Origin of the sequence: Alkalicoccus saliphilus (genome assembly GCF_003044065.1) — a bacterium.
GTDB lineage: Bacteria > Bacillota > Bacilli > Bacillales > Salisediminibacteriaceae > Alkalicoccus > Alkalicoccus saliphilus.
The window spans coordinates 1-21,262 of sequence record NZ_PZJJ01000029.1 but is presented as its reverse complement, the minus strand read 5'-3'; the positions used below and the strand labels follow the sequence as shown (position 1 = coordinate 21,262).

General features: G+C 39.2%; 16 protein-coding genes and 1 pseudogene. All 17 read left to right on the top strand.

Features of this window, described 5'->3' with window-relative positions; genetic code table 11:
• Nucleotides 1–64: 64 nt before the first annotated feature.
• The 17 genes and pseudogenes from C6Y45_RS14025 to C6Y45_RS13945 all read left to right on the top strand — a co-directional run bounded on the left by C6Y45_RS14025 (nt 65) and on the right by C6Y45_RS13945 (nt 21,057).
• Complete coding sequence (locus C6Y45_RS14025; RefSeq protein WP_107585861.1) at nt 65–811, top strand: YveK family protein; 747 nt, start codon at nt 65–67, stop codon at nt 809–811.
• Nucleotides 801–1,508: a CpsD/CapB family tyrosine-protein kinase gene (locus C6Y45_RS14020; RefSeq protein WP_107585860.1), complete on the top strand. Its 708-nt coding sequence runs from the start codon at nt 801–803 to the stop codon at nt 1,506–1,508. Before C6Y45_RS14025 ends, C6Y45_RS14020 begins: the two co-directional genes overlap by 11 nt.
• A 33-nt stretch (nt 1,509–1,541) precedes the next feature.
• Entirely contained in the window at nt 1,542–2,303 is a 762-nt protein-coding gene (locus C6Y45_RS14015) for a tyrosine-protein phosphatase (protein ID WP_107585859.1), read from the top strand.
• 321 nt (nt 2,304–2,624) lie between these two features.
• Nucleotides 2,625–4,446, top strand: a pseudogene (locus tag C6Y45_RS14010) (polysaccharide biosynthesis protein).
• A gap of 22 nt (nt 4,447–4,468) precedes the next feature.
• The gene (locus tag C6Y45_RS14005) at nt 4,469–5,101 is read left to right on the top strand and encodes a sugar transferase (RefSeq protein WP_107585858.1); all 633 of its coding nucleotides are present in this window, start codon (nt 4,469–4,471) and stop codon (nt 5,099–5,101) included.
• 78 nt (nt 5,102–5,179) lie between these two features.
• On the top strand, nt 5,180–6,955 hold the full coding sequence (locus tag C6Y45_RS14000; RefSeq protein ID WP_107585857.1) for a heparinase II/III family protein: 1,776 nt from the start codon (nt 5,180–5,182) through the stop codon (nt 6,953–6,955).
• Nucleotides 6,952–8,184, top strand: coding sequence for a glycosyltransferase family 4 protein (locus tag C6Y45_RS13995; protein WP_107585856.1), 1,233 nt, complete (start codon nt 6,952–6,954; stop codon nt 8,182–8,184). Before C6Y45_RS14000 ends, C6Y45_RS13995 begins: the two co-directional genes overlap by 4 nt.
• Nucleotides 8,181–9,035, top strand: a complete 855-nt coding sequence (locus C6Y45_RS13990; RefSeq protein WP_107585855.1) for an NAD-dependent epimerase/dehydratase family protein — start codon at nt 8,181–8,183, stop codon at nt 9,033–9,035. Before C6Y45_RS13995 ends, C6Y45_RS13990 begins: the two co-directional genes overlap by 4 nt.
• A gap of 17 nt (nt 9,036–9,052) precedes the next feature.
• Nucleotides 9,053–10,273: a nucleotide sugar dehydrogenase gene (locus C6Y45_RS13985; protein WP_107585854.1), complete on the top strand. Its 1,221-nt coding sequence runs from the start codon at nt 9,053–9,055 to the stop codon at nt 10,271–10,273.
• Between the two features lie 271 nt (nt 10,274–10,544).
• Entirely contained in the window at nt 10,545–12,686 is a 2,142-nt protein-coding gene (locus C6Y45_RS13980; RefSeq protein WP_107585853.1) for a bi-domain-containing oxidoreductase, read from the top strand.
• A 264-nt stretch (nt 12,687–12,950) separates the two neighbouring features.
• On the top strand, nt 12,951–14,225 hold the full coding sequence (locus C6Y45_RS13975) for an oligosaccharide flippase family protein (protein WP_107585852.1): 1,275 nt from the start codon (nt 12,951–12,953) through the stop codon (nt 14,223–14,225).
• Nucleotides 14,226–14,244: 19 nt separating this feature from the next.
• The gene (locus C6Y45_RS13970) at nt 14,245–14,829 is read left to right on the top strand and encodes an acyltransferase (RefSeq protein ID WP_107585851.1); all 585 of its coding nucleotides are present in this window, start codon (nt 14,245–14,247) and stop codon (nt 14,827–14,829) included.
• 40 nt (nt 14,830–14,869) lie between these two features.
• Nucleotides 14,870–16,210 carry an O-antigen polymerase gene (locus C6Y45_RS13965; RefSeq protein ID WP_107585850.1) on the top strand — a complete coding sequence of 447 codons (1,341 nt, stop codon included), beginning with the start codon at nt 14,870–14,872 and terminating at the stop codon, nt 16,208–16,210.
• Between the two features lie 23 nt (nt 16,211–16,233).
• Nucleotides 16,234–17,391, top strand: a complete 1,158-nt coding sequence (locus tag C6Y45_RS13960) for a glycosyltransferase family 4 protein (protein ID WP_107585849.1) — start codon at nt 16,234–16,236, stop codon at nt 17,389–17,391.
• A gap of 21 nt (nt 17,392–17,412) precedes the next feature.
• On the top strand, nt 17,413–18,780 hold the full coding sequence (locus C6Y45_RS13955) for a phenylacetate--CoA ligase family protein (RefSeq protein ID WP_107585848.1): 1,368 nt from the start codon (nt 17,413–17,415) through the stop codon (nt 18,778–18,780).
• 33 nt (nt 18,781–18,813) lie between these two features.
• A complete protein-coding gene (gene galU / locus C6Y45_RS13950; RefSeq protein WP_107585847.1) occupies nt 18,814–19,713 on the top strand; it encodes a UTP--glucose-1-phosphate uridylyltransferase GalU in 900 nt (299 codons plus the stop codon).
• 9 nt (nt 19,714–19,722) lie between these two features.
• Nucleotides 19,723–21,057 (top strand): UDP-glucose dehydrogenase family protein, encoded by a 1,335-nt coding sequence (locus C6Y45_RS13945; protein ID WP_107585846.1) that lies wholly within the window; start codon nt 19,723–19,725, stop codon nt 21,055–21,057.
• Nucleotides 21,058–21,262 lie beyond the last annotated feature (205 nt).

The following is a 21,262-nucleotide window of genomic DNA, read 5'->3' as shown; positions in this document are numbered from 1 at the left end:
GGTTTTCCTTTAGCATAAGTAGAAGCTATTGTCTAAATATTTACTTACGTACAGGAGGAGCAGGATGGAAGAAACAATCAGTTTAAAGGATATTATGCAGACGCTGAAGCAGCGCCTTCGTCTGATCATTATTATTACCGCCGCTGCTGTGGCGCTTGCAGCAGGGGTGTCTTATTTTGTGCTTACCCCGGTGTATGACGCGTCAACACAGCTGCTTGTCAACCAGTCTGCCGCGGAAGACCAGCAGCAGTTCACGTCCGGCGAGCTGCAGACGAGCCGGGACTTAATCGACACATACAACGTGATTATTACGTCTCCGAGAATTTTGGAGCCGACGCTGGAGGAACTGAACCTCGAGCAGTCTGTCGGGGACCTCCGCAATCAGATTAATGTATCCGCGGAAGGCGAATCACAGGTCGTGACCATTACGGTAGAGGACGAAAGCCCGGCCGCCGCCGTGGAAATCGCCAACACGATTGCCGGCACGTTTCAGGAAGATATTATTGAAATTATGAATGTTGATAACGTATCGGTTCTTTCCGCAGCAGAGCTCGGGGAAAACCCGTCGCCCGTCGCCCCGAACCCGACACTCAACATGGCGATTGCCTTTGTTGTTGGTCTGATGATTTCTGTCGGGATTGCCTTCCTGCTCGAATTTCTCGACAGTACGATTAAGTCGGAGGACGACGTCGAAGAAAAACTCGGCATCCCGGTGCTTGCGTCCATCTCCACGATGAATACGTCAAAAGTCACCGATTCGGACCTGACCCACTCAAAAAAGTCACAAGGACGTGAAACGTATGGCGCTTAGCAGGAAAAATAAAAAAACAGAAATGTCCGATAAACAGCGGGCGTTAATTACGGAGTTTGATAAGCGCTCGCCGATTTCCGAGCAGTTCCGCACGCTGCGCACAAACATTCAGTTCGCGTCCGTCGACCGTCAGCTGAAAACAATCATGGTTACTTCTTCCTCTCCGGGGGAGGGAAAGTCCACAACAGTTGCGAATTTGAGTATCGTGCTCGCCCAGCAGGGGAACAAAATCCTGCTCGTGTATACCGATCTCCGGAAGCCGACGGTGCACTTTTCGTTTCAGGTGCCGAACCAGATCGGCTTTACAAATGTCGTCACAGGGCAGGCACTGCTTTCTGCGGCGGTATTTCAGACCTCGATTGAGAACGTCGATGTCCTGCCTTCCGGCCCGATCCCGCCGAACCCGAGTGAACTGCTCGGTTCCAAAAAGATGAAAGCTTTTATGGAAGACGTGTCCAAAAAGTACGACTACGTCATTTTCGACGCGCCGCCGGTGAATGCCGTCACCGACCCGCAGATTCTTTCGGGCCTTGTGGACGGCACGGTGCTCGTTATTCGCAGCGGAAAAACCGAAGAAGAGCATGCCCAAAAAGCGGTCGACTCCTTGAAAAAAGTGGAAGCAAACATTCTTGGAGCGGTGTTAAACGACCGGTCGATGGAAGAATCGCAGTATTACTACTACTACGGAGAGGGTTAACACCCTCTCTTTTGTGATAGAGGAGGAGACACCATGATAGATCTGCACAGCCACATTCTTCCGGGACTTGATGACGGAGCGGCGAATGACGAGCAGCTTCTCGCGATGGCGAATGCTGCGGTAAAAGACGGAATTACGAAAATCACCGCCACCCCCCACCATCAGAACGGAAGCTTTACGAACCCTGCTGCGGTAATCCGAAAAGAAGTAGAAAAAGCGAACGCTTTTTTAAACGAGCAGAACGTGCCGCTGGAGATTCTTCCGGGGCAGGAAGTACGCATATACGGAGAACTTCTCGAAGACTTGGAAAAAGGCGAACTGCTTCCATTAAATGATTCCAGCTATTTGTTTGTTGAATTTCCTTCCAACCAGGTACCGCGCTACGCGAAACAGATGCTGTTTGACGTGCAGCTTGCAGGTATTACCCCGATTATCGTGCATCCGGAACGAAACTCCGTGTTTATGGAAAAGCCGGACCTTTTGTATGAATTTGTCCAGAACGGCTCCTTGACGCAGGTAACAGCGGCAAGCATTACCGGTCGTTTCGGCAAAAAAATCCGCAGTTTTTCCTTCGATTTACTCGACGCCAACCTGACCCACTTTCTCGCAAGTGACGCCCACAATACGACAACCCGCGGGTTTTATATGCAGGAAGCGTATGAGGAAATCGGTGGGGAAACGGCGCAGGTTCTGAAACAAAATGCCGAACGCATTGTTAACCACGAAGCGGTGTTTTCCGAGCAGCCGCATAAAATCGAAAAAAAGGGACTCTTTCAGAAGCTGTTTAAAAAATAATATCGTCACATCGTAGATTCGTCATTAATCACAAAAAGACCTATTTAAGGAGCGGAGGATATGGTAAACTGTAGGGAGGTTTTACATATTCGTTCCATTTTTGGATAAAAGCACACGTCGTTCTAGAACGAATTAAGAAGGCTGACGTTCGTCACGGTAGTTCTCCATTGAGAACTTCATGGAGACGCAGTATATAAACAGAAGACAATGAGCCTGTGTATTCATCTTTTATGACTGTTAATTCGTTCTAAATAAAGAACTTGAGTCTTTCTTCAACAGGAGGAAAGGCTGCTTTTAAACATATCGAAGGAGGAAAAGACATTGAACTACAAAATGAGGCTGGGGCTTTTGATCCTGATTGATTCCATGATCGTCATGTTTTCGATTGTGATCGGGAACTGGCTGCTCGCTCCGGTAGCGGCTATTACAACAGGAGGAATTATCGCGACGTCGATTGCACTGCTCGTCAGCCACCATGTCTTTGGCCACTTTTTCAAACTGTACAAACGCGTCTGGCAGTACGCAAGCATCCGGGAGCTGTCGTCGATTTTCGCGAGCGTCACGCTTTCCATTGCCACTGTCGCTGTTTTTCAACTGGCTGCTTTTCAGGCCGTTTATTCCCGTACGCTTCTCGTGACGTGGATGCTGCATATTCTATTCATCGGGGCTTCCCGCTTTTCTTGGCGTGTGTTCCGGGACGCGAAATTTAAAACGGACCGCTCGAAAAAACGGACGCTCATTATCGGTGCCGGAAACGGCGGCATGATAGTCGCAAGACAGCTGATCAGCAGCGAAATGTCCGAACTTCGTCCGGTGGCGTTTATCGATGACGACACCAACAAGCAGCAACTGGAAATTATGGGTGTCCCCGTGATCGGCTGCAGTGAAGAAATTCAGGAAGTCGTCAAAGCGAAGGAAGTAGAGCATATTATTATCGCAATTCCTTCACTTTCGAAAAAAGAGTTAAATGATATTTTTGAAAAATGCGCGGAGACAAAAGTGCGGACACAGATTATGCCGTCCATTGAAGATATTATGTCCGGGCGCGTGAACGTAACGGAAATGCGCGACGTACAGGTGGAAGATCTTCTCGGACGGGACCCGGTCGAGCTGGAAACGCAGAAAATCGAAAAAAAGCTCACCCGTAAAACCGTTATGGTGACAGGAGCGGGGGGGGTCCATCGGCTCCGAAGTATGCCGGCAGATCGCCCGCTTTTCCCCGGATAAGCTCATCCTTCTCGGTCACGGGGAAAACAGCATTTACTCGATCGAAATGGAAATGAAAGTAAAGTATCCGCATGTACAGATTGAAGCAGAAATTGCGGACGTCCAGGATAAAGAAAGAATGCTTGAGGCAATGAAAATGTATGTGCCGGATGTGATTTATCACGCAGCGGCCCATAAACACGTACCGTTAATGGAACGAAACCCGCACGAAGCGATTAAGAACAACGTGATTGGGACGAAAAACACAGCAGAAGCAGCGGATGAAGCAGGGGTCGCAAGTTTTGTGATGATTTCCACCGATAAAGCGGTAAACCCGACGAGTGTGATGGGGGCCTCCAAGCGGATTGCGGAAATGGTCGTGCAGCATATGAACCGGGTAAGTGAAACGAAGTTTGTCGCTGTCCGATTTGGTAACGTCCTCGGGAGCCGTGGAAGTGTGATTCCTCTCTTTAAGCAGCAGATTGCCGCCGGAGGGCCAGTGACAGTGACGCACCCGGACATGACGCGCTACTTTATGACGATTCCGGAAGCCTCCCGGCTTGTCCTTCAGGCAGGAGCGATTGCCCAGGGCGGGGAAACGTTTGTACTGGATATGGGAGAGCCGGTAAAAATAGTGGATCTTGCTAAAAATTTGATCCGTCTGTCCGGCTACAGTGAAACAGACATTCCGATTGAGTATACCGGCATGCGTCCCGGTGAAAAGCTGTTTGAAGAGCTGCTAGGAGAAAACGAAGTGCATAAGCAGCAGATTTATCCTATGATTTATCGGGGCAAAACGCCGCCGGTCCGCATTGAAGTAGTTCACCAGCTGATCCGCGAATTTGAAGCTATGTCGAACAAATGTCTTCAGGAAAAAGTGATGGATATTGCCCATTTTAGAGAAAAGAAACTGCTGGATTTACAGGCAGTGAAATAACTTCCGAAGGAGGAGGAGTCTTATGTTTTTACGTATGAAGCGGTTCGTAGATGTATTTTTATCCTTAACAGGAATGATCATTCTCGCCCCGGTATTTATTGCTTTAATCATTGCGATCAAACTGGATTCCAAAGGGCCTGTATTGTTTAAACAGAAAAGAGTAGGACTTCATAAAGAGCATTTTAATATTTTAAAATTCCGCACGATGAAAATTGATACACCGAAAGATATGCCTACCCATTTATTAAACGATCCGGACCAGTATATTACACGGGTAGGCAAGTTTCTCCGTAAAACCTCATTAGATGAGCTGCCGCAGATTTGGAACATCTTCACAGGAGATATGAGTATTATCGGTCCCCGACCTGCTCTCTGGAATCAGTACGACTTAATTAACGAACGGGATGAATATGAAGCGAATGATGTGCCGCCGGGCCTTACCGGCTGGGCGCAGATTAATGGAAGAGATGAACTGCCTATCGAAATTAAGGCACAACTGGACGGAGAATACGTAAAACGCAGGGGAGTGCTCATGGACGTTAAGTGTTTCGTTGGGACGTTTGTCAGTGTAGCGAAAAGCGATGGTGTGGTTGAGGGAGCGAGGGAAGAAGCGGCTGCATCAAATGATCCGTTAAACGATCAAAAAGGTAAATAAGATGCGTGAAAAGAAAAGTAAGTTATTTGCAAGCAGGAACAGTTATTAAAGCTTTTTATACAAACAGAGGTGCCGACTATGAACGAAAACATAAAACTGTATGTAAACACAATCAAATATTTAAAACCATCTCAGATTTATTACAGGATAAACAATAGGGTTAAGAGAGAGCTATATAAGAAAAATATATTAAAGATACAAGCACCTCGCAGTCTTAATGTAAAAAGAAAAAATGAATATTTAATTCACTCCATGGATTATGATCCTGCTTATTTAAAAAGGTTTGACGAAAAAGACATATTTAACAATGAATTTAATTTTATAAACATAAATAAGAAAGTCGATCTATCAACGGCTTGGTACGATCCAGAAATTCAACAGCTATGGAGGTATAACCTGCACTACTTCGAATATTTATACAAACTGGCTTTTGAATACGAGAAAAGCAGCGATAACGACTATTATGATAAATACAAAGAAATGATCACAAACTGGATAGAAAATAATCATTTTGCATATGGAGATGGCTGGCACCCCTATACAATTTCTTTAAGACTGACAAATTGGTTAGTTACTTCAGAAGTGTTTAATGACGAGCTGGAAAGGGATTCAGCATTTGAAAGTTTATTAAATGAATCAGCATATGTCCAATACAGATTTCTCCTTCAAAATTTAGAGAAAGATGTATTAGGAAATCATTACTTCGAAAATATAAAAGCAATTATTTTAGGGAGTATCTATTTTCAAGAAAATGATGTACAAGAAAAATTTGAAAAAGAACTTCTAGTCCAATTAAAAGAGCAGGTTCTGGAAGATGGAATGCACTTTGAGTTGAGTCCTATGTATCATAAAATTATTCTTGAGGATTTAATTAAAATCACTTACTGGCTCAAAGACAGCGACACCTATAAAAAACTAACCAATTATATTCAAAGTATGGCTGACACTCTGTATAGTTTTGAAAACAATTTTGGCAAAACTCCTGCTTTTAATGATAGTGCAAAAGGGATAAGTAAGGATCAGGAATGTTTACTTAATACCTGTGAGTTGCATTTCGGGATAAAGCCAAATCAAAAATATATTTTTGGGAAAAGTGGATTCTATATTTTCGAAGATCAAAATAAAAAGGTAATATTCGACAATGGCGAGATCTGTCCAAGTTATCTCCCTGCTCATGGTCAATGTGATGCTCTAAGCTATGAGCTCTCCTGGAACGGCAGCCCATTTATTGTGAATTCTGGAACTTACAAATATGAAAACGGACCATGGAGAGATTATTTCAGAAGCACCTCTACTCATAACACCGTTATGATAAATTCCCATGAACAGTCTCAAGCGTGGGGAAGTTTTAGAGTAGCAAAAAGAATCCATGGATTGAAAAGAAAGCAGTTTCTACACAACGATATTTCATTTTTTGCCGGTGAATACCTTAATTATCTGGGAGAAAAGCATAAAAGATTTATAGGGAATATAAGTGGAGACCTCATAATTGTATTAGATTTCACAAAAGCGGAAGCAGAAAGTGAGAGTTATATTCATTTTAAACCGGAAACCGAATTGGATATTTATACAAGTGGAGTCGACATTAGTACAAAGAATAAAAAAGCAAGTTTACAGGCTTTCGGAACAGAAAGAATAGAGAAAAAACAGGGATGGTATTCAGAGCAATTCAATTTTAAAGAAGAAAATGATCATCTTGTTTTAACAAAATCTAAACAAAATAATTTTTTTGGTTACTTAATTAACTTAAATAAAACAGCCACCGATTTAAAATTATCCGATGGAAACATACTAATTACGAATCAAGAGATGAGCAGAAGTATTCGGTTAGAGGAGTTGGAAAAACTATTATGAAGATAGTCATTGTATGTCATTACTTTCCCCCGGAAGTAGGGGCTCCTTCGGCAAGAATATACGAGATGGCCAGGTACTGGGTGAATATGGGAAATGAAGTACATGTAGTGACCTGTTTTCCTAATCACCCTACGGGGATTATCCCGGAAGAATATAGAGGGCAAAAGTATCAGCATGAAATGATGGACGGAATTCACGTACATAGAAATTATGTGTACGCTACACCTAATACAGGGTTTATCAAAAAAACTTTAGGCCATATTTCCTTCATGATATCCTCCGTAGTAATTTCCATGAAAAAAATAAAGGATCCGGACGTTATTGTCACTAGTTCACCGACCTTTTTTTCTATTATTTCAGGCTACTGGTACAGCTTGAGAAAAAAAGCACCATTTGTATTAGAAATTAGAGATCTCTGGCCGGCTGCAATGATTGAACTGGGAGTGATGAAGGAAGGATTTATTACAAATATTCTGGAAAAGATGGAGCTTTATTTTTATAAGAAAAGTGATGCATTAATCATGGTCACTCAAGCTTTTAAAAAGAACGTCGTTCAACGTGGAATCAACGAGAAAAAAGTACACGTTATTACGAATGGGGTAAATCAGGAAATGTTTTATCCTCGCCCTGCTCGTATCAGCCTAGATGACCACAGCGAGTTAAAAGATAAATTCGTGGTCACTTATGCAGGTGCTCATGGAATATCACAAAATTTAGGTACGATTCTGAAGACAGCTAAGGCTCTGAAAAAAGAGGAAGACATCCAGTTCTTATTCGTAGGCGAAGGGGCAGAAAAGGAAGAATTAATGGAGACTGTTGAAAAAGAAAATTTATCCAACGTCACCTTCCTCCCTTCCCAGCCAAAAGAACATATGGCTGATTTCTATAATCTATCCAATGTCTGCTTAATCCCTTTAAAAAATATAGAATTATTTAAAGCGTTTATTCCTTCAAAAATGTTCGAGATTATGGCCTGTGGGACCCCGATCGTAGCGAGCGTTGAAGGAGAAGCTGCAGATATATTAAAAAAATCAAAGGCAGCCTTAATTGCAGAACCGGACAATGCAGAAGAAATCCAGGAAGCTATTTTAACAATAAAAAATGATAGTGAGTTGAACGCTATACTTAAGAAAAATGGTCCTGAATTTGTAGAGCGTCATTATTCAAGAAAAAAACTGGCTGAGAAATATCTCGAATTGTTAAAAGAAGCCCAAAGGAGAAAAAAATGATTCTATTAACAGGAGCTACGGGTTTTTTAGGAGAGTTTGTCTTAAAAGAACTTCTTAAAAATAACTATGATGTGACGTGCTTTGTTAGAAAAACAAGTGATCTTACATTAATTAAAGAATTAAACGTAGAGTATACTTATGGGGAACTAGATGATTATCGATCTATCTGCGGGGCATTGGAAGGGAAGGAAGCATTGATTAACATAGCTTCTCTCGGCTTCGGCCATGCACCTAACATTGTAAAAGCTGCAGAAGAAATGAACGTAAAAAGAGCTATCTTCGTGAGTACGACAGGCATCTTCACAAAATTAAACCCGGATAGTAAAGGCATAAGGCTGGAAGCAGAGAAACTGATTAAAGAAAGTAAGTTAGATTATACAATTATCAGGCCTACCATGATTTATGGGACACCTAAAGATCGTAATATGTGGCGGTTAGTGAAGTATATAAAGAAGCTAAGGGTTATTCCAGTTTTAGGGGACGGCACTTATTTACAGCAGCCGGTTCAGGTCGAAGACTTGGCGTTTGCTATCGTAAAAGCCTACGAGCGGCCGGTTAGTGTGAATAAATCTTATAACGTTTCAGGTGCGGAGGCCATTACTTTTAATGAAGTCATTGACGTGACTGCCGAAGCTTTAGGGAAGAAAGTGGTGACAATACATATACCGATGAAATTAAGTTATCGTCTGCTCACAGCTTATGAAAAGGTATCAAAGAACCCTAAATTAAAGGCGGAGCAGGTATTAAGATTGAATGAAAATAAAGATTTTTCACACGAAGAAGCTAAACAGGATCTAAATTATCATCCGCTCAGCTTCGAAGAAGGAATCAAGCAGGAAATTAATAATTAACGGAGGAAGTTGTTGCTATGATTAATATAATTGGACTCGGATACATTGGTTTACCTACAGCTTTAATGCTTGCAAAAAGCGGAATGGAAGTAGTAGGAACAGATACGAACAGTGAATTAGTAGACTCCTTGGCAGATGGTAACCTTACTTTTGAAGAAGAAGGGTTGGAAGAGCTTTTTCAAGAAGCTCTCTCTAATAAAATAAAATTCACAACTGATTATCAGAAAACTGATATGTATATTCTCGCGGTTCCGACCCCTTTTACTAATGCCACAAAGAAATTGGATCCAAAATATGTGATAGCAGCGGTGAATAACGTTCTTGATGTATGTGAAAAGGGGACCACAATCATTATCGAATCTACCATTTCTCCGGGTTCTATAGATAAATACATTCGACCGGAAATTGAGAACAGAGGCTTTGTAATTGGGACGGATGTTCATTTAGTTCACGCTCCCGAAAGAATTACTCCAGGAAATATGATATACGAACTTGAGAACAATTCAAGAACAATAGGGGCAGATGACCGTAAGATAAGTGAAAAAGTAAGTGAACTATATGCCGGTTTTTGTAAATCAGAAATTGTATTAACAGACATCAGGTCGGCGGAAATGTCAAAAGTCATTGAAAATACGTTTCGAGATGTAAATATTGCTTTTGCAAATGAACTCGCTAAAATATGCCGAACAGACAACATGGATGTTTATGAAATAACCAGAATTGCCAATAAACATCCACGTGTTAATATCCTGCAGCCTGGACCAGGTGTCGGAGGTCATTGTATATCAGTGGATCCATGGTTCTTGGTTGGAGATTATCCTGATTTGACGAACCTGATCTTAACCGCACGAAAGATTAATGATTCCATGCCAAGACACGTACTGGGAAGGATCAGGGATATCATGAGAGAACATGATATTAAAGATATTTCCAAAGTAGGATTATACGGACTGGCTTATAAAGAAAATGTAGATGACACACGGGAAAGCCCTACACTGCAATTGTTAGAAAGAATGGATGAACATTTAGCTTTTGGGGTGAAAGTATTTGATCCACATGTGAAAACCAGGATGGTCGATCACCAATTCATGAATTTTGAAGACTTTATTAATGAAATTGAAATAGTGGTGGTGATGGTAGGGCACGACCATATTAAGAACAATTTGAATCTTATTAAAAACAAACTTGTATTAGATACGAAAAACACATGTAGTTTAGGCGAGACATATAAATTATAAGTGAAAAATTTTTCAAAAAAAAGAATTGTACTTCAAAATGATTTGAACTACAATTTCAACTTACCCATTTAGCTTTCGAGTCGCATTTATTTCCTAACTTAAAAGTTAACGAAACAATTTTAAATAACTAAGGGTTACTAGTCAAATTCAGTTTTTCACCAGATATTTCTTGTTTATATTGCTTTTGCATAAGAGCCTTTATTTTAAAAAATACATTAAGAATTTATAAAGGAGGGGAATTTAACTAGTTCAATGAACTGGTTAACATCTAATGAAACAAATTTTACAAAATTTAAAATCAGGGGAAACAGAATTAACCGAGATACCTACACCAAAAGTTAAAGCAGGTCATTTACTAATAAAAACTCAAGCCAGCATTCTTTCAGCAGGTACAGAGAGAATGCTGGTAGAGTTTGGTAAAGCTAACTATATTAACAAAGCGCGGCAACAGCCTGATAAAGTGCGAGAAGTAGTTAATAAAGTTAAAACAGATGGAATTATTCCTACGATGAACGCAGTTAAAACTAAACTAGATCAGCCTTTAACTCTAGGGTATAGTAATGCAGGGGTAGTTCTGGAAGTAGGAGAGGGAGTCCAGGGTTACAAAGTTGGAGACCGAGTTATATCAAATGGTTCTCACGCAGAAGTAGTAAATGTTCCTAAAAATTTATGTGCTAAGATACCGGATAGTGTTAGTTATGATGCTGCCGCTTTTACAGTGATAGGGGCTATTGGTCTTCAAGGCGTTAGATTAATTCAGCCTACTTTAGGGGAAAAATTTGTAGTTATGGGGCTCGGGTTAATTGGGTTGCTTACTGTACAAATTTTAAAAGCTCAAGGTTGTGAAGTCCTAGCTACAGATTTTGATCAGGATAGATTAGAGCTGGCTAAGAAGTTCGGGGCTGAAACTGTAGATCTTGCTTCAGGAGAGGATCCATTAGCTCTAGCAAATAAATTTTCGACTGGCGATGGAGTAGATGGTGTGTTAATAACTGCTTCTACCTCTAGTAATGAGCCTGTTCACCAAGCAGCACAAATGTGTCGTAAACGTGGAAGAATAGTATTAATCGGAGTAGTGGGGCTTGAGCTGTCCAGAAATGACTTTTATGAAAAAGAATTATCATTTCAAGTCTCTTGTTCTTATGGGCCCGGAAGATATGACAGTAACTACGAAGAAAAAGGTCAGGATTATCCTTTAGGCTTCGTAAGGTGGACAGAACAGAGAAATTTTGAGGCTATTTTAAATTTGATCTCTAATGGTAAGCTGGATATATCTGCGTTAATTACTCATCGTTTTCCTATAAAAGAAGCTATCGAGGCCTATGAGTTATTAGGAGAGAGTAAAAAGGCAATGGGAATTGTATTGCAATATCCTCAATATAATATTGACACTAAAAATGAAGATCAACACACCATCAAAATAAATCCTCAGTATAAAGCAGGTTCAATGAACACAAAGAAGGCAGTAGTTGGTTTTATTGGAGCGGGTAATTTCACTAATCAAGTTTTACTGCCAATCGTTAAAAATACTAATACAACCTTGAAAACTATTGCAAGTAGCGGTGGAGTAAATGGGGTACATGTAGGTAAGAAATATAACTTTGAAAATACCACTACGGAAGCTCAAGTAATAATAAATGATGAAGATATCAATACAATATTTATTACCACCCAACACAACACCCACGCTAAGTTAACTCAGGCAGCAATTGAAGCAGGGAAACATGTGTTTGTAGAAAAGCCCTTGGGCCTTACTTATGAAGATCTGGAAACGATAAGCAAAACTAAATTAAGAGAAAACCAACTTCTAATGGTAGGTTTTAATCGCCGCTTCGCTCCACACACTCAAAAGATAAAAGAACTTTTAAGAAATGAAGTAGAACCAAAAACTTTCATTATGACTGTAAATGCTGGAGAGGTACCTCACGATCATTGGATTCAAGATCCTTTAGTAGGCGGCGGAAGAATTATAGGGGAAGCCTGCCACTTTATTGATCTGCTTAGATATTTAACTGGTAGCGAGATTACTGGTTTTCAAGCTACAAAACTTGGTGAAAATGCAAATGTTCAAATAACAGAAGATAAAGTCTCTATCACTTTGTCTTTTGCCGATGGGTCACATGGTACTATACATTATTTTGCGAACGGAAGTAAATCCTACCCTAAGGAAAGGTTGGAAGTATTCTGTGGAGGAAAAGTACTAGCATTAAATAATTTCAAATCTCTTGAAGGATATGGATGGAAAAACTTCAAAAAGATGAAATTAACTAGTCAGGACAAAGGACACAAAGCAGAAGTAGAAGCTTTTATCAATTCTGTAAATAATCAAGAAACGGCTCCAATCCCTCTTGAAGAAATATTTGAGATTTCTAAAATTTCTGTAGATATTGCATATGCTTTAAAAGGAAAATAATCATAATAGGTGAGCATATAATTAAATTAATAAATAGCAAGCAGACCACTAAAATTAAGTATATGGCTGTTAAAATAGACCTAAACAATTAGTACTGTTTGTATAGAGGATTAGTCGAAGATTCCTATCATAATCTAAGTGAAAAAGGGTTGTAATCTTGAAAAAATAGAGTGGGCCTTCTTTTAAATGCTTGAAAAGAAGACCACATAATTAAAATTTCCAGAAATTTAATAAGAATAGGTCCAGACTTTTAAGGAGTTAATTATGAAAGTAGATAACAATAGTAAAAGGCAAATCCTTCCCTCATTAAAAATAAATTTTTCTTGGACCCTTTTTGGAAACCTTGTTTATGCATTTACCCAATGGGCCGTTATTTCGTTAATTGCTAGACTAGGTAATGTGGAAATGGTGGGCCAATATACACTCGCTTTAGCAATAACTGCTCCTGTATATTTATTTTTTCAAATGAACTTAAGATCTATACAAGCTACCGATAGGGTAGGAGAGTTTGAATTAAATGAATATATTGGATTTCGTTTGATCACTCTGCTCTTCACTACAAGTATTGTATTAATCATATTAATTTTTGGCGATTTTAATATAGAGATGCTTTGGCTAGTATTATTTATAGGCATAGCTAAGAGTTCAGAGCTCATTAGCGAAGTATATTACGGGAATTTTCAAAAGAATGAAATTATGAAGTATGTAGCTGTATCAAAAATAGTGCGAGGAATTTTTTCAGCAATTATACTAGGAATAATTTTGTTTACGACTAATAGCATTGTATATGCTACGCTTGCGTTTTCCTTAAGTTGGATACTTACTTTGTGGGTAGTAGATATTAGGCTCACTAAGAGCTTAATTAACCATGACAACTATAAGAAAATAATAAAGCCTTATATAAACCTAAGAATATTTAAAAGTATCATAATAATAGCATTACCTTTAGGAATAGCAGGAGCATTGGATTCATTTAACACAAATATTCCGAGATATTTAATTTCTTTTTACTTAGGTGAAGCTTCATTAGGATACTTTGCAGCTATTGCTTATATAATTGTGGCAGGACACACTGTGATCGGAGCTTTGTGTCATGCAGCAATACCAAGGTTAGCTAAATATTATCATCTTGGTAAAATAAATAATTTTAAAACTCTTTTATTCAAACTTAATTTTATAGGTGCATTAATAGGAGCATTTGCTATTTTAGTAAGTGTATTTTTCGGAGATACGCTATTGAAATTTATATATACTGAGGATTTCGGTGAATACCATAACATATTAATTATTGTGGTAGGTGGGGGAGTGATATGGTACATGGTTGGTTTCCTTAACACAGCCATTTTAGCTTCAAGGAAATTTAAATTACAAGTCCCAATATTACTTTTGAGTGCCTGTACAACATTAGTAACTTCATGGATTTTAATTCCGGAATTAGAACTTGTAGGAGCAGGTTATTCTTTAATAGCAGGCTTTTCAGCTAGATTCATAATTAGCTTATATTACGTAATTAAATTGATAAAAGAAAAAAGTAACTAAATGAGAAGGTGAGGAAACATTGAGTAAATTGGTTAAATTATACAATAGAAGCGGAGCAATAATGGGAACTTTTAGACTGTTAAAAAGAGGAGGGAATAATGTATTAAATTCTTTTTATACATTTTTGCTCAAAAGGGCGGGAGCTGAAATAGGTAAAGGATCGATAATTCAGTTTGGGGCTCTACTAGAAAAACCTAAATTGATTAAAATTGGTAATGATTGTATGGTGGTTAAAGGTTGTGCTATAACGAGTGAATTAAAAGACGGTAAATTGATTATGGGAAATAACGTACAAATTAATAAAGATGTTATATTAGATCACTCAGGTAATTTAATAATCGAGGATAATGTATTAGTTTCTGAAGGTTCAATAATTTATACACATAGCCATGGTTACGCACCAAAAGCTACCCCTAAAGCGGTAAAATTAATTATAGAACCTAATGTTTGGATAGGGACTCGTAGTATAATTTTACCCCATGTTGATTTAATAGGTAGAGGATCTATTATAGGAGCAGGGGCTATACTTTCTAAAAAAACCCCCCCTAGAACTATAATGGGAGGAAACCCAGCAACTATAATAAAGTCTCTCGATCATCATTAGTTATACAAAAATAAGATATTTTTAATAAATGAGGTTTAATATGGTCGTATTCTTTTTATCTATAATATTATTAACTGTATTTATGGTACCTATGGTGATTTGGCGAATAAATGGAGGAGATTTATTCGGTCCAATAATGATAAACGGTTTTATGCATGTAGTTACTATTATTCCATATTTATTTATACTGAGTTATGATTCAGATATTTTAGGTAATCTAGTATTGAGTCGTATAAATGATTTAGAAATTTCTGTAGCTATATATGTCCTCCTGCAAAGCATTGCTTATTTATTTATTGTTTTGGGCATTTCCTCAAGATTTGCTAACACAGTTTCTTTGAAACTACCTAAGTTTAATACTACTATTTCAAAAAAAACTTACAGAACAGCATTTTTTATTTCTTTTTTGATTGGATTTATTGCCTTTGTATATATGATTCAGACAAGTGGAGGATTTCTTCATTTATTAAATAATCTAGAACAAAGATCAAGTATACTATCAGGCGTAGGTTATATAAGTGTCTTTGTACAGCTTCTAACTTTCGCAGTAGTTTTACTAGTGTATTCTAAAAAAGTGCATAGCCCTCCAAGTAAGAATATAATAATTGCCTTTTTTGTAATTCTTGTGATGCTCATCGAAACTACCAGTGGAGCAAGAAAAGACGCAGTGTTTTTATTGTTTTTTGTTTTTATAGTAGCTCATTATAGTTATTACCACTTTAAAAATATACCTAAAAAAGCTTGGTTAATTCTATTTTTTGTATTCCTATATGCTCTTTCTGTTCCTCTTTTAAGAGATGAAGGTGGAATCGAACATTACGCGAACTCCCCTGAAGCATTAATAGGAGACTCTATCGATAACGCTTCAAATTCTTTAAATGGAGTAAGCTACGTCCGGCATTACTTATTAGTAACAAATGAATTTTCTGTGAATGATATTTGGTTAGGAAAAAGTTATTTAGATTTATTAGTAGCTCCTATTCCGAGTAACTTTTACGAAGGAAAGCCACCAATTGATGACGGGGTATATTTAAGAACTCTTGCAGAAGGGAGAGAAGTTTCTCCTCCTATGCCCTACAATGAATTATTTCCTTCATCGTGGCCTCCCGAAACATTTGGAGCTATGTATATGAATTTTTGGATTCCTGGCCTTTTTATAGGCATGTATTTATTAGGATTTTTCTATAAAATAACGTACACGTATATGAAAAATTCTAACTACAGCTTCTTTTCGATATTTTTGTATGGACATATTATTATAAATTTCGAATTAAGTAATCTTAGAATAGTTCAGGCCATTACTTTTTTATCTGTTTTGTTAATTTTTTCTTTTGTTTTCTTTCAAATATCTTTAGATAGATCAAATAAGAACAAAAAATAATTATAAAGTAAGCAGGTGACACATTGGAAAAAAGAACAATATTAATTTTTACTGATTATTATTTACCAGGCTACAAAGCAGGAGGGCCTATACGTTCAATAAGTAACCTGGTGGAACACTTGAGTGAGGATTTTGAGTTTAAAATTATTACTAGAGATCGAGATACTCAGGATTCAGAACCTTATCCTAATATTCAGAGTGATAATTGGAATAAGGTAGGGAAAGCTCAAGTCTATTACCTCAGTCCTCAAAACCAAACTTATAAAAGTATCTTAAATATATTGAAAAGTACCAATTACGACTGCTTGTATCTCAATAGTTTTTTTTCGTATAAATTCTCATTATATCCTTTATTGGCAGAAAAAATATTTGTCAAAAAAAGTAAGAAAGTTATTGTAGCTCCTAGAGGGGAATTCTCCGAAGGAGCTTTAAAATTAAAAAGTAAGAAGAAAAAAACATATATACAATTTTTTAAGAGTCTGAAACTTCATAAGCAAGTAGTATGGCATGCTTCAACAATATATGAAAAAAAAGATGTCGAAAATATTTTCAAAAATAATAAAATAGTAACAGCGCTAAACTTACCTAAACCATTATCGGAAAACAATATAAACATTAATAGCACAAAAAAAGTCGAAAATAAGTTGAGAATTATCTTTGTTTCGCGGATCACAGAAAAAAAGAATTTGATTTACGCTTTAAAGCTTTTACAGGATGTTAAAGGAAACATTGAATTTAATATTTATGGAATGATCAGTGATCAAAATTACTGGGAAGAGTGTTTATCTATGATAAATCAACTGCCTTCCAATGTGAAGGTATCTTTTCATGGCCCAATAGAAAATGAAGATGTGCCTGGAAGGATGGCTGAGCACCATATGTTCTTATTTCCAACTTATGGAGAAAACTACGGCCACGTTATAGTTGAAGCTCTCTCTTCTGGATGTCCAGTAGTCATAAGTGATCAGACTCCATGGAAAAAATTGTCGGAAAAAGAAGTGGGCTATGATATTCCTTTAAAGAATAAAGAAGAATTTAAAGAGGCCTTGAATAAATTTCTAACTATGAACAATGGCGATTTTCAAAGAATGGCTTCAAAAGCCAAAGAGTATGGAAAAAGTATTGTAACAAACTCTGCTTCTATAGAAGATAATAAAAAGTTATTTCAAACACCTTCCTAAAGAAATGGAGTGAAAAACAAGTTGAAGCTTAACAAAGAAAAAATCTATGAGAAACTGCCTGTATTCTTACAAAATTATTTAGTTTCTTATGCTGGAAAAAAAATAATGAAAAGAAGATATGATACAGGTTTTAGCGATAAGTTTAAAGAAGTGATGAATAGAGATTTAACAAGCCATAAAATATACGATTTTCAAAAAGAAAGAGTAAGAGCCCACCTTAAATACAGTATGAATTCTCCTTATTGGGCAAGAAAGATAAAACAGTATAACGTGAATATAGAGGCGGATAATATAATTCAAGAACTTGAGAAGCTTCCTATACTAACGAAGGAAGAAGTAAAAGAAAATAAAAATGAAATTAGTATTAGTGAAGAAGATCAAAATTTAATAGATATTCAAACAAGTGGCTCTACAGGGGCCAGTTTAAAATTTGAACAAACTAAAGAATTTGAACATGAACAATGGGCTGTGTGGTGGAGGTACAGACAATCTTTAGGTATAAAATTCAATGAACTTTGTGGATATTTTGGTGGGAAAATAATAGTTCCAATTAGAAATCACCAAGGACCTTATTGGCGTTTCAACAAGCCGGGGAATCAAATCATGTTTAGTACTTATCATATTAAAAGCAGTACGTGTGAGGAGTATGTGAAGGTTATTAATAAAAAAGAAATTCGCTGGCTCCATGGATATCCATCGGCTTTAGCTTTATTAGCAGGCTATATAGTTGAGCAGAATCTATCTGTCACTTCTAAAATAAAATTCATAACAATAGGATCTGAAGGGTTGCAAAATTTCCAAAAAGAATTAATAGAAAAAGCTTTTGGAGCTCAAGTATACCAGCATTACGGATTAGCAGAAGGCGTGGCAAATATTTCAGAATGTCATTTAGGAAAATTACATGTAGATGAAGATTTTTCATATACAGAATTTGTGCCACTCGATAATAGTAACACTTATAAGCTAATAGGAACGAATTTTGCAAATAAAGCTTTCCCTTTATTCAGGTATGATACTAATGACGTTGTTACTATCAATCCAGAAGATGTTTGTGAATGTGAAAATAAAGGTAGAATAGTAGAGGAAATTGATGGAAGAAGAGATGATTACGTAATCTTACCTAATGAAAGAAGAATAGGCAGATTAAGTCACATATTTAAGGCTAACACATATATTAAAGAAGCTCAGATAGTCCAAAATAATAACAAAGAAATATTAATAAAAGTTGTAAGAATGCAGGAATACGAAGAATTTAAAGAAGAGGAAGTTTTGATTAAACAAGCTAGAAAATGGTTAGGAGAAGAAATTAAAATAAATATAGAATATGTAAACGAAATAAAAAAGACTAAAAATGGGAAGTTAAGATTAGTTGTATCTGAAATTACTTAATATTATTTAGAATAATAAAGGAGGTAGATTCTGATGAGAGTAAAAAAAGCCATCATTCCGGCAGCGGGTCTCGGGACGCGCTTCCTGCCGGCGACGAAAGCCCAGCCGAAAGAAATGCTCCCTATTGTTGATAAGCCGACGATCCAGTATATCGTGGAAGAAGCCATTGCCTCAGGTATAGAAGACATTATCATCATCAGCGGCCGCGGCAAGCGGGCGATTGAAGACCACTTTGATAAGTCGTATGAACTGGAGGAAACGCTCCGCCAGAAGGAAAAACACGCGGTGTTAAAAGAAATTCAGGAAATATCCAACATGGCGAACATTCACTACATCCGTCAAAAGGAGCCGAAAGGGCTCGGCCATGCGATTGGTATTGCTAAAAACTTTATCGGGGACGAGCCGTTTGCGGTGCTCTTAGGCGACGATATCGTACAGACGAATGGCGGCAGCCCGTGTCTGAAGCAGCTGATTGACGTGTTTGAACGCTACAATTCATCGGTTGTCGGTGTCCAGTCCGTACCGGATGAAGACGTATCGAAATACGGCATCGTTTCTCCGAAGACAAACGAAATCGAACCGGGTGTTATTCACGTGGATGATCTCGTAGAAAAGCCGAAAAAAGAAGACGCCCCGTCCAATCAGGCGATTATGGGACGCTACGTGCTCCGTCCGGAAATTTTCGATATTCTTGAAAATCTGAAGCCTGGCGCCGGCAACGAAATTCAGCTGACGGATGCGATCAAGGAGCTGAACAAAAGCCAGGTGGTGCTCGCCTATGAATTTACGGGGAAACGATATGACGTCGGCGATAAGCTCGGCTTTGTTAAGGCAACGGTCGACTTTGCGCTGGACCGCGACGATCTGAAAGAAGACATGCTCGAGTACCTGCAGTCGCTGTCCGAAAAACATTTGTCGAGTGATAAGGCATAGGAGGAAACGATGGGAAAAAATATTGCCGTTGTAGGCACCGGTTACGTCGGACTCGTCACAGGGGTGGCGCTTTCCGAAATCGGCCACAACGTAACGTGTATTGATATTGACGAAAAGAAAGTCGCCCGCATGCAGCAGGGCGAATCCCCGATTTACGAGCCGGGGCTTGATGAGATCATGAAACGAAGTATTGAGGCCGGAAGGCTCCATTTTACAACGAAGCACGAAGAAGGCTTTCAAGGAAAAGAAATCGCCTATATTGCTGTCGGGACACCGGAGAAAGAAGACGGCACGGCGGATCTCCGCTTTATTGAAGCTGTCGCTAAAGACATTGCCCAAAACGTGAAGCAGGATATTACCGTCGTTACGAAAAGCACGGTGCCTGTCGGTACGAACGACTACGTGTTAAAGCTCGTGAAGGAAAACCTCGCAGAAGACGTTTCGGTCGATGTGGTGTCCAATCCGGAATTTCTCCGGGAAGGGTCAGCTGTATACGATGCGTTTAACGGGGACCGTATCGTCATCGGCGCTTCCTCTGTTCACGCAGGGGATCTGTTGGAGGAAGTCAACAAGCCGTTCGGTCTTCCGATCTTTCGCACCGATGTGCGCAGTGCGGAAATGATTAAGTACGCAGCGAACGCCTTTCTTGCAACAAAGATCGGCTTTATTAACGAAGTCGCGAATCTCTGCGATCGGCTTGAAGCAAATGTCGAGGACGTGGCAGCCGGGATGGGAATGGATGGACGCATCGGTGCCCAGTTCCTCCGCCCGGGCCACGGCTACGGCGGCTCCTGCTTCCCGAAAGACACGAGCGCGCTCGTGAAGCTTGCGGACGCTGTCGGCTATGAGTTTGACCTGCTACAGGCCGTTGTCGACGGCAACAAGCGCCAGAAACTGATCATGGTCGATAAAGCGAAGGAAGTCATCGGCAGCCTGAAGGGGAAGAAAATTGCCCTTCTCGGTCTCGCCTTTAAGCCGAACACCGATGACATGCGGGAGTCCCCTGCGATCGATATCAGCCGCGAGCTGCTGTTAAGCGGCGCAGAAGTCACAGGCTACGACCCGATCGCCATGGAAAATGCCCCGCACTTTATGCCGGAAGGCGTGGACTACGTCCCAAGCGCGGAAGAAGCACTTCAGGGAGCAGACGCTGCCATCCTCGTCACCGACTGGGATGAGTTCAAGAATCTCGACATGAGTGTGTACGAAAACCTTATGGCGGCTCCGCTTCTTTTTGACGGACGGAATACGTACAGCCGGGACGTTGTTGCGACTTCTAATGTAGAGTATTATTCTGTTGGAAGAAAACCGGTAAATAGTGAGAAAAAAGTAGAAGTTAGATAAGACAGAGGAAGACCCGGGCGGGGTGCCCGGGTCTTTTTTGTACAAGTAAGAGGAGAATCCGGAAGGATTACCTCCTGCTGAGTATTGCGGAGGGAAAGAGCCACTTGTGCTGAGTTTTGAGCCACTCTTTGCGGACAAGGGAGCCATCGAATGCGGAGGTGGGAGCCACTTTCCGTTCAAGAATAGAAAACAGCCGTCGAAGAAG

Bases quoted from the DNA above. Each gene is read 5' to 3' on its own strand.
- C6Y45_RS13990 (WP_107585855.1), top strand. From the start codon at position 8,181: ATGATTCTATTAACAGGAGCTACGGGTTTTTTAGGAGAGTTTGTCTTA.
- C6Y45_RS14025 (WP_107585861.1), top strand. From the start codon at position 65: ATGGAAGAAACAATCAGTTTAAAGGATATTATGCAGACGCTGAAGCAG.
- C6Y45_RS13980 (WP_107585853.1), top strand. From the start codon at position 10,545: ATGAAACAAATTTTACAAAATTTAAAATCAGGGGAAACAGAATTAACC.
- C6Y45_RS14015 (WP_107585859.1), top strand. From the start codon at position 1,542: ATGATAGATCTGCACAGCCACATTCTTCCGGGACTTGATGACGGAGCG.
- C6Y45_RS13945 (WP_107585846.1), top strand. From the start codon at position 19,723: ATGGGAAAAAATATTGCCGTTGTAGGCACCGGTTACGTCGGACTCGTC.
- C6Y45_RS13985 (WP_107585854.1), top strand. From the start codon at position 9,053: ATGATTAATATAATTGGACTCGGATACATTGGTTTACCTACAGCTTTA.
- C6Y45_RS14000 (WP_107585857.1), top strand. From the start codon at position 5,180: ATGAACGAAAACATAAAACTGTATGTAAACACAATCAAATATTTAAAA.
- C6Y45_RS14020 (WP_107585860.1), top strand. From the start codon at position 801: ATGGCGCTTAGCAGGAAAAATAAAAAAACAGAAATGTCCGATAAACAG.
- C6Y45_RS13965 (WP_107585850.1), top strand. From the start codon at position 14,870: ATGGTCGTATTCTTTTTATCTATAATATTATTAACTGTATTTATGGTA.
- C6Y45_RS13995 (WP_107585856.1), top strand. From the start codon at position 6,952: ATGAAGATAGTCATTGTATGTCATTACTTTCCCCCGGAAGTAGGGGCT.
- C6Y45_RS14005 (WP_107585858.1), top strand. From the start codon at position 4,469: ATGTTTTTACGTATGAAGCGGTTCGTAGATGTATTTTTATCCTTAACA.
- C6Y45_RS13975 (WP_107585852.1), top strand. From the start codon at position 12,951: ATGAAAGTAGATAACAATAGTAAAAGGCAAATCCTTCCCTCATTAAAA.
- galU (WP_107585847.1), top strand. From the start codon at position 18,814: ATGAGAGTAAAAAAAGCCATCATTCCGGCAGCGGGTCTCGGGACGCGC.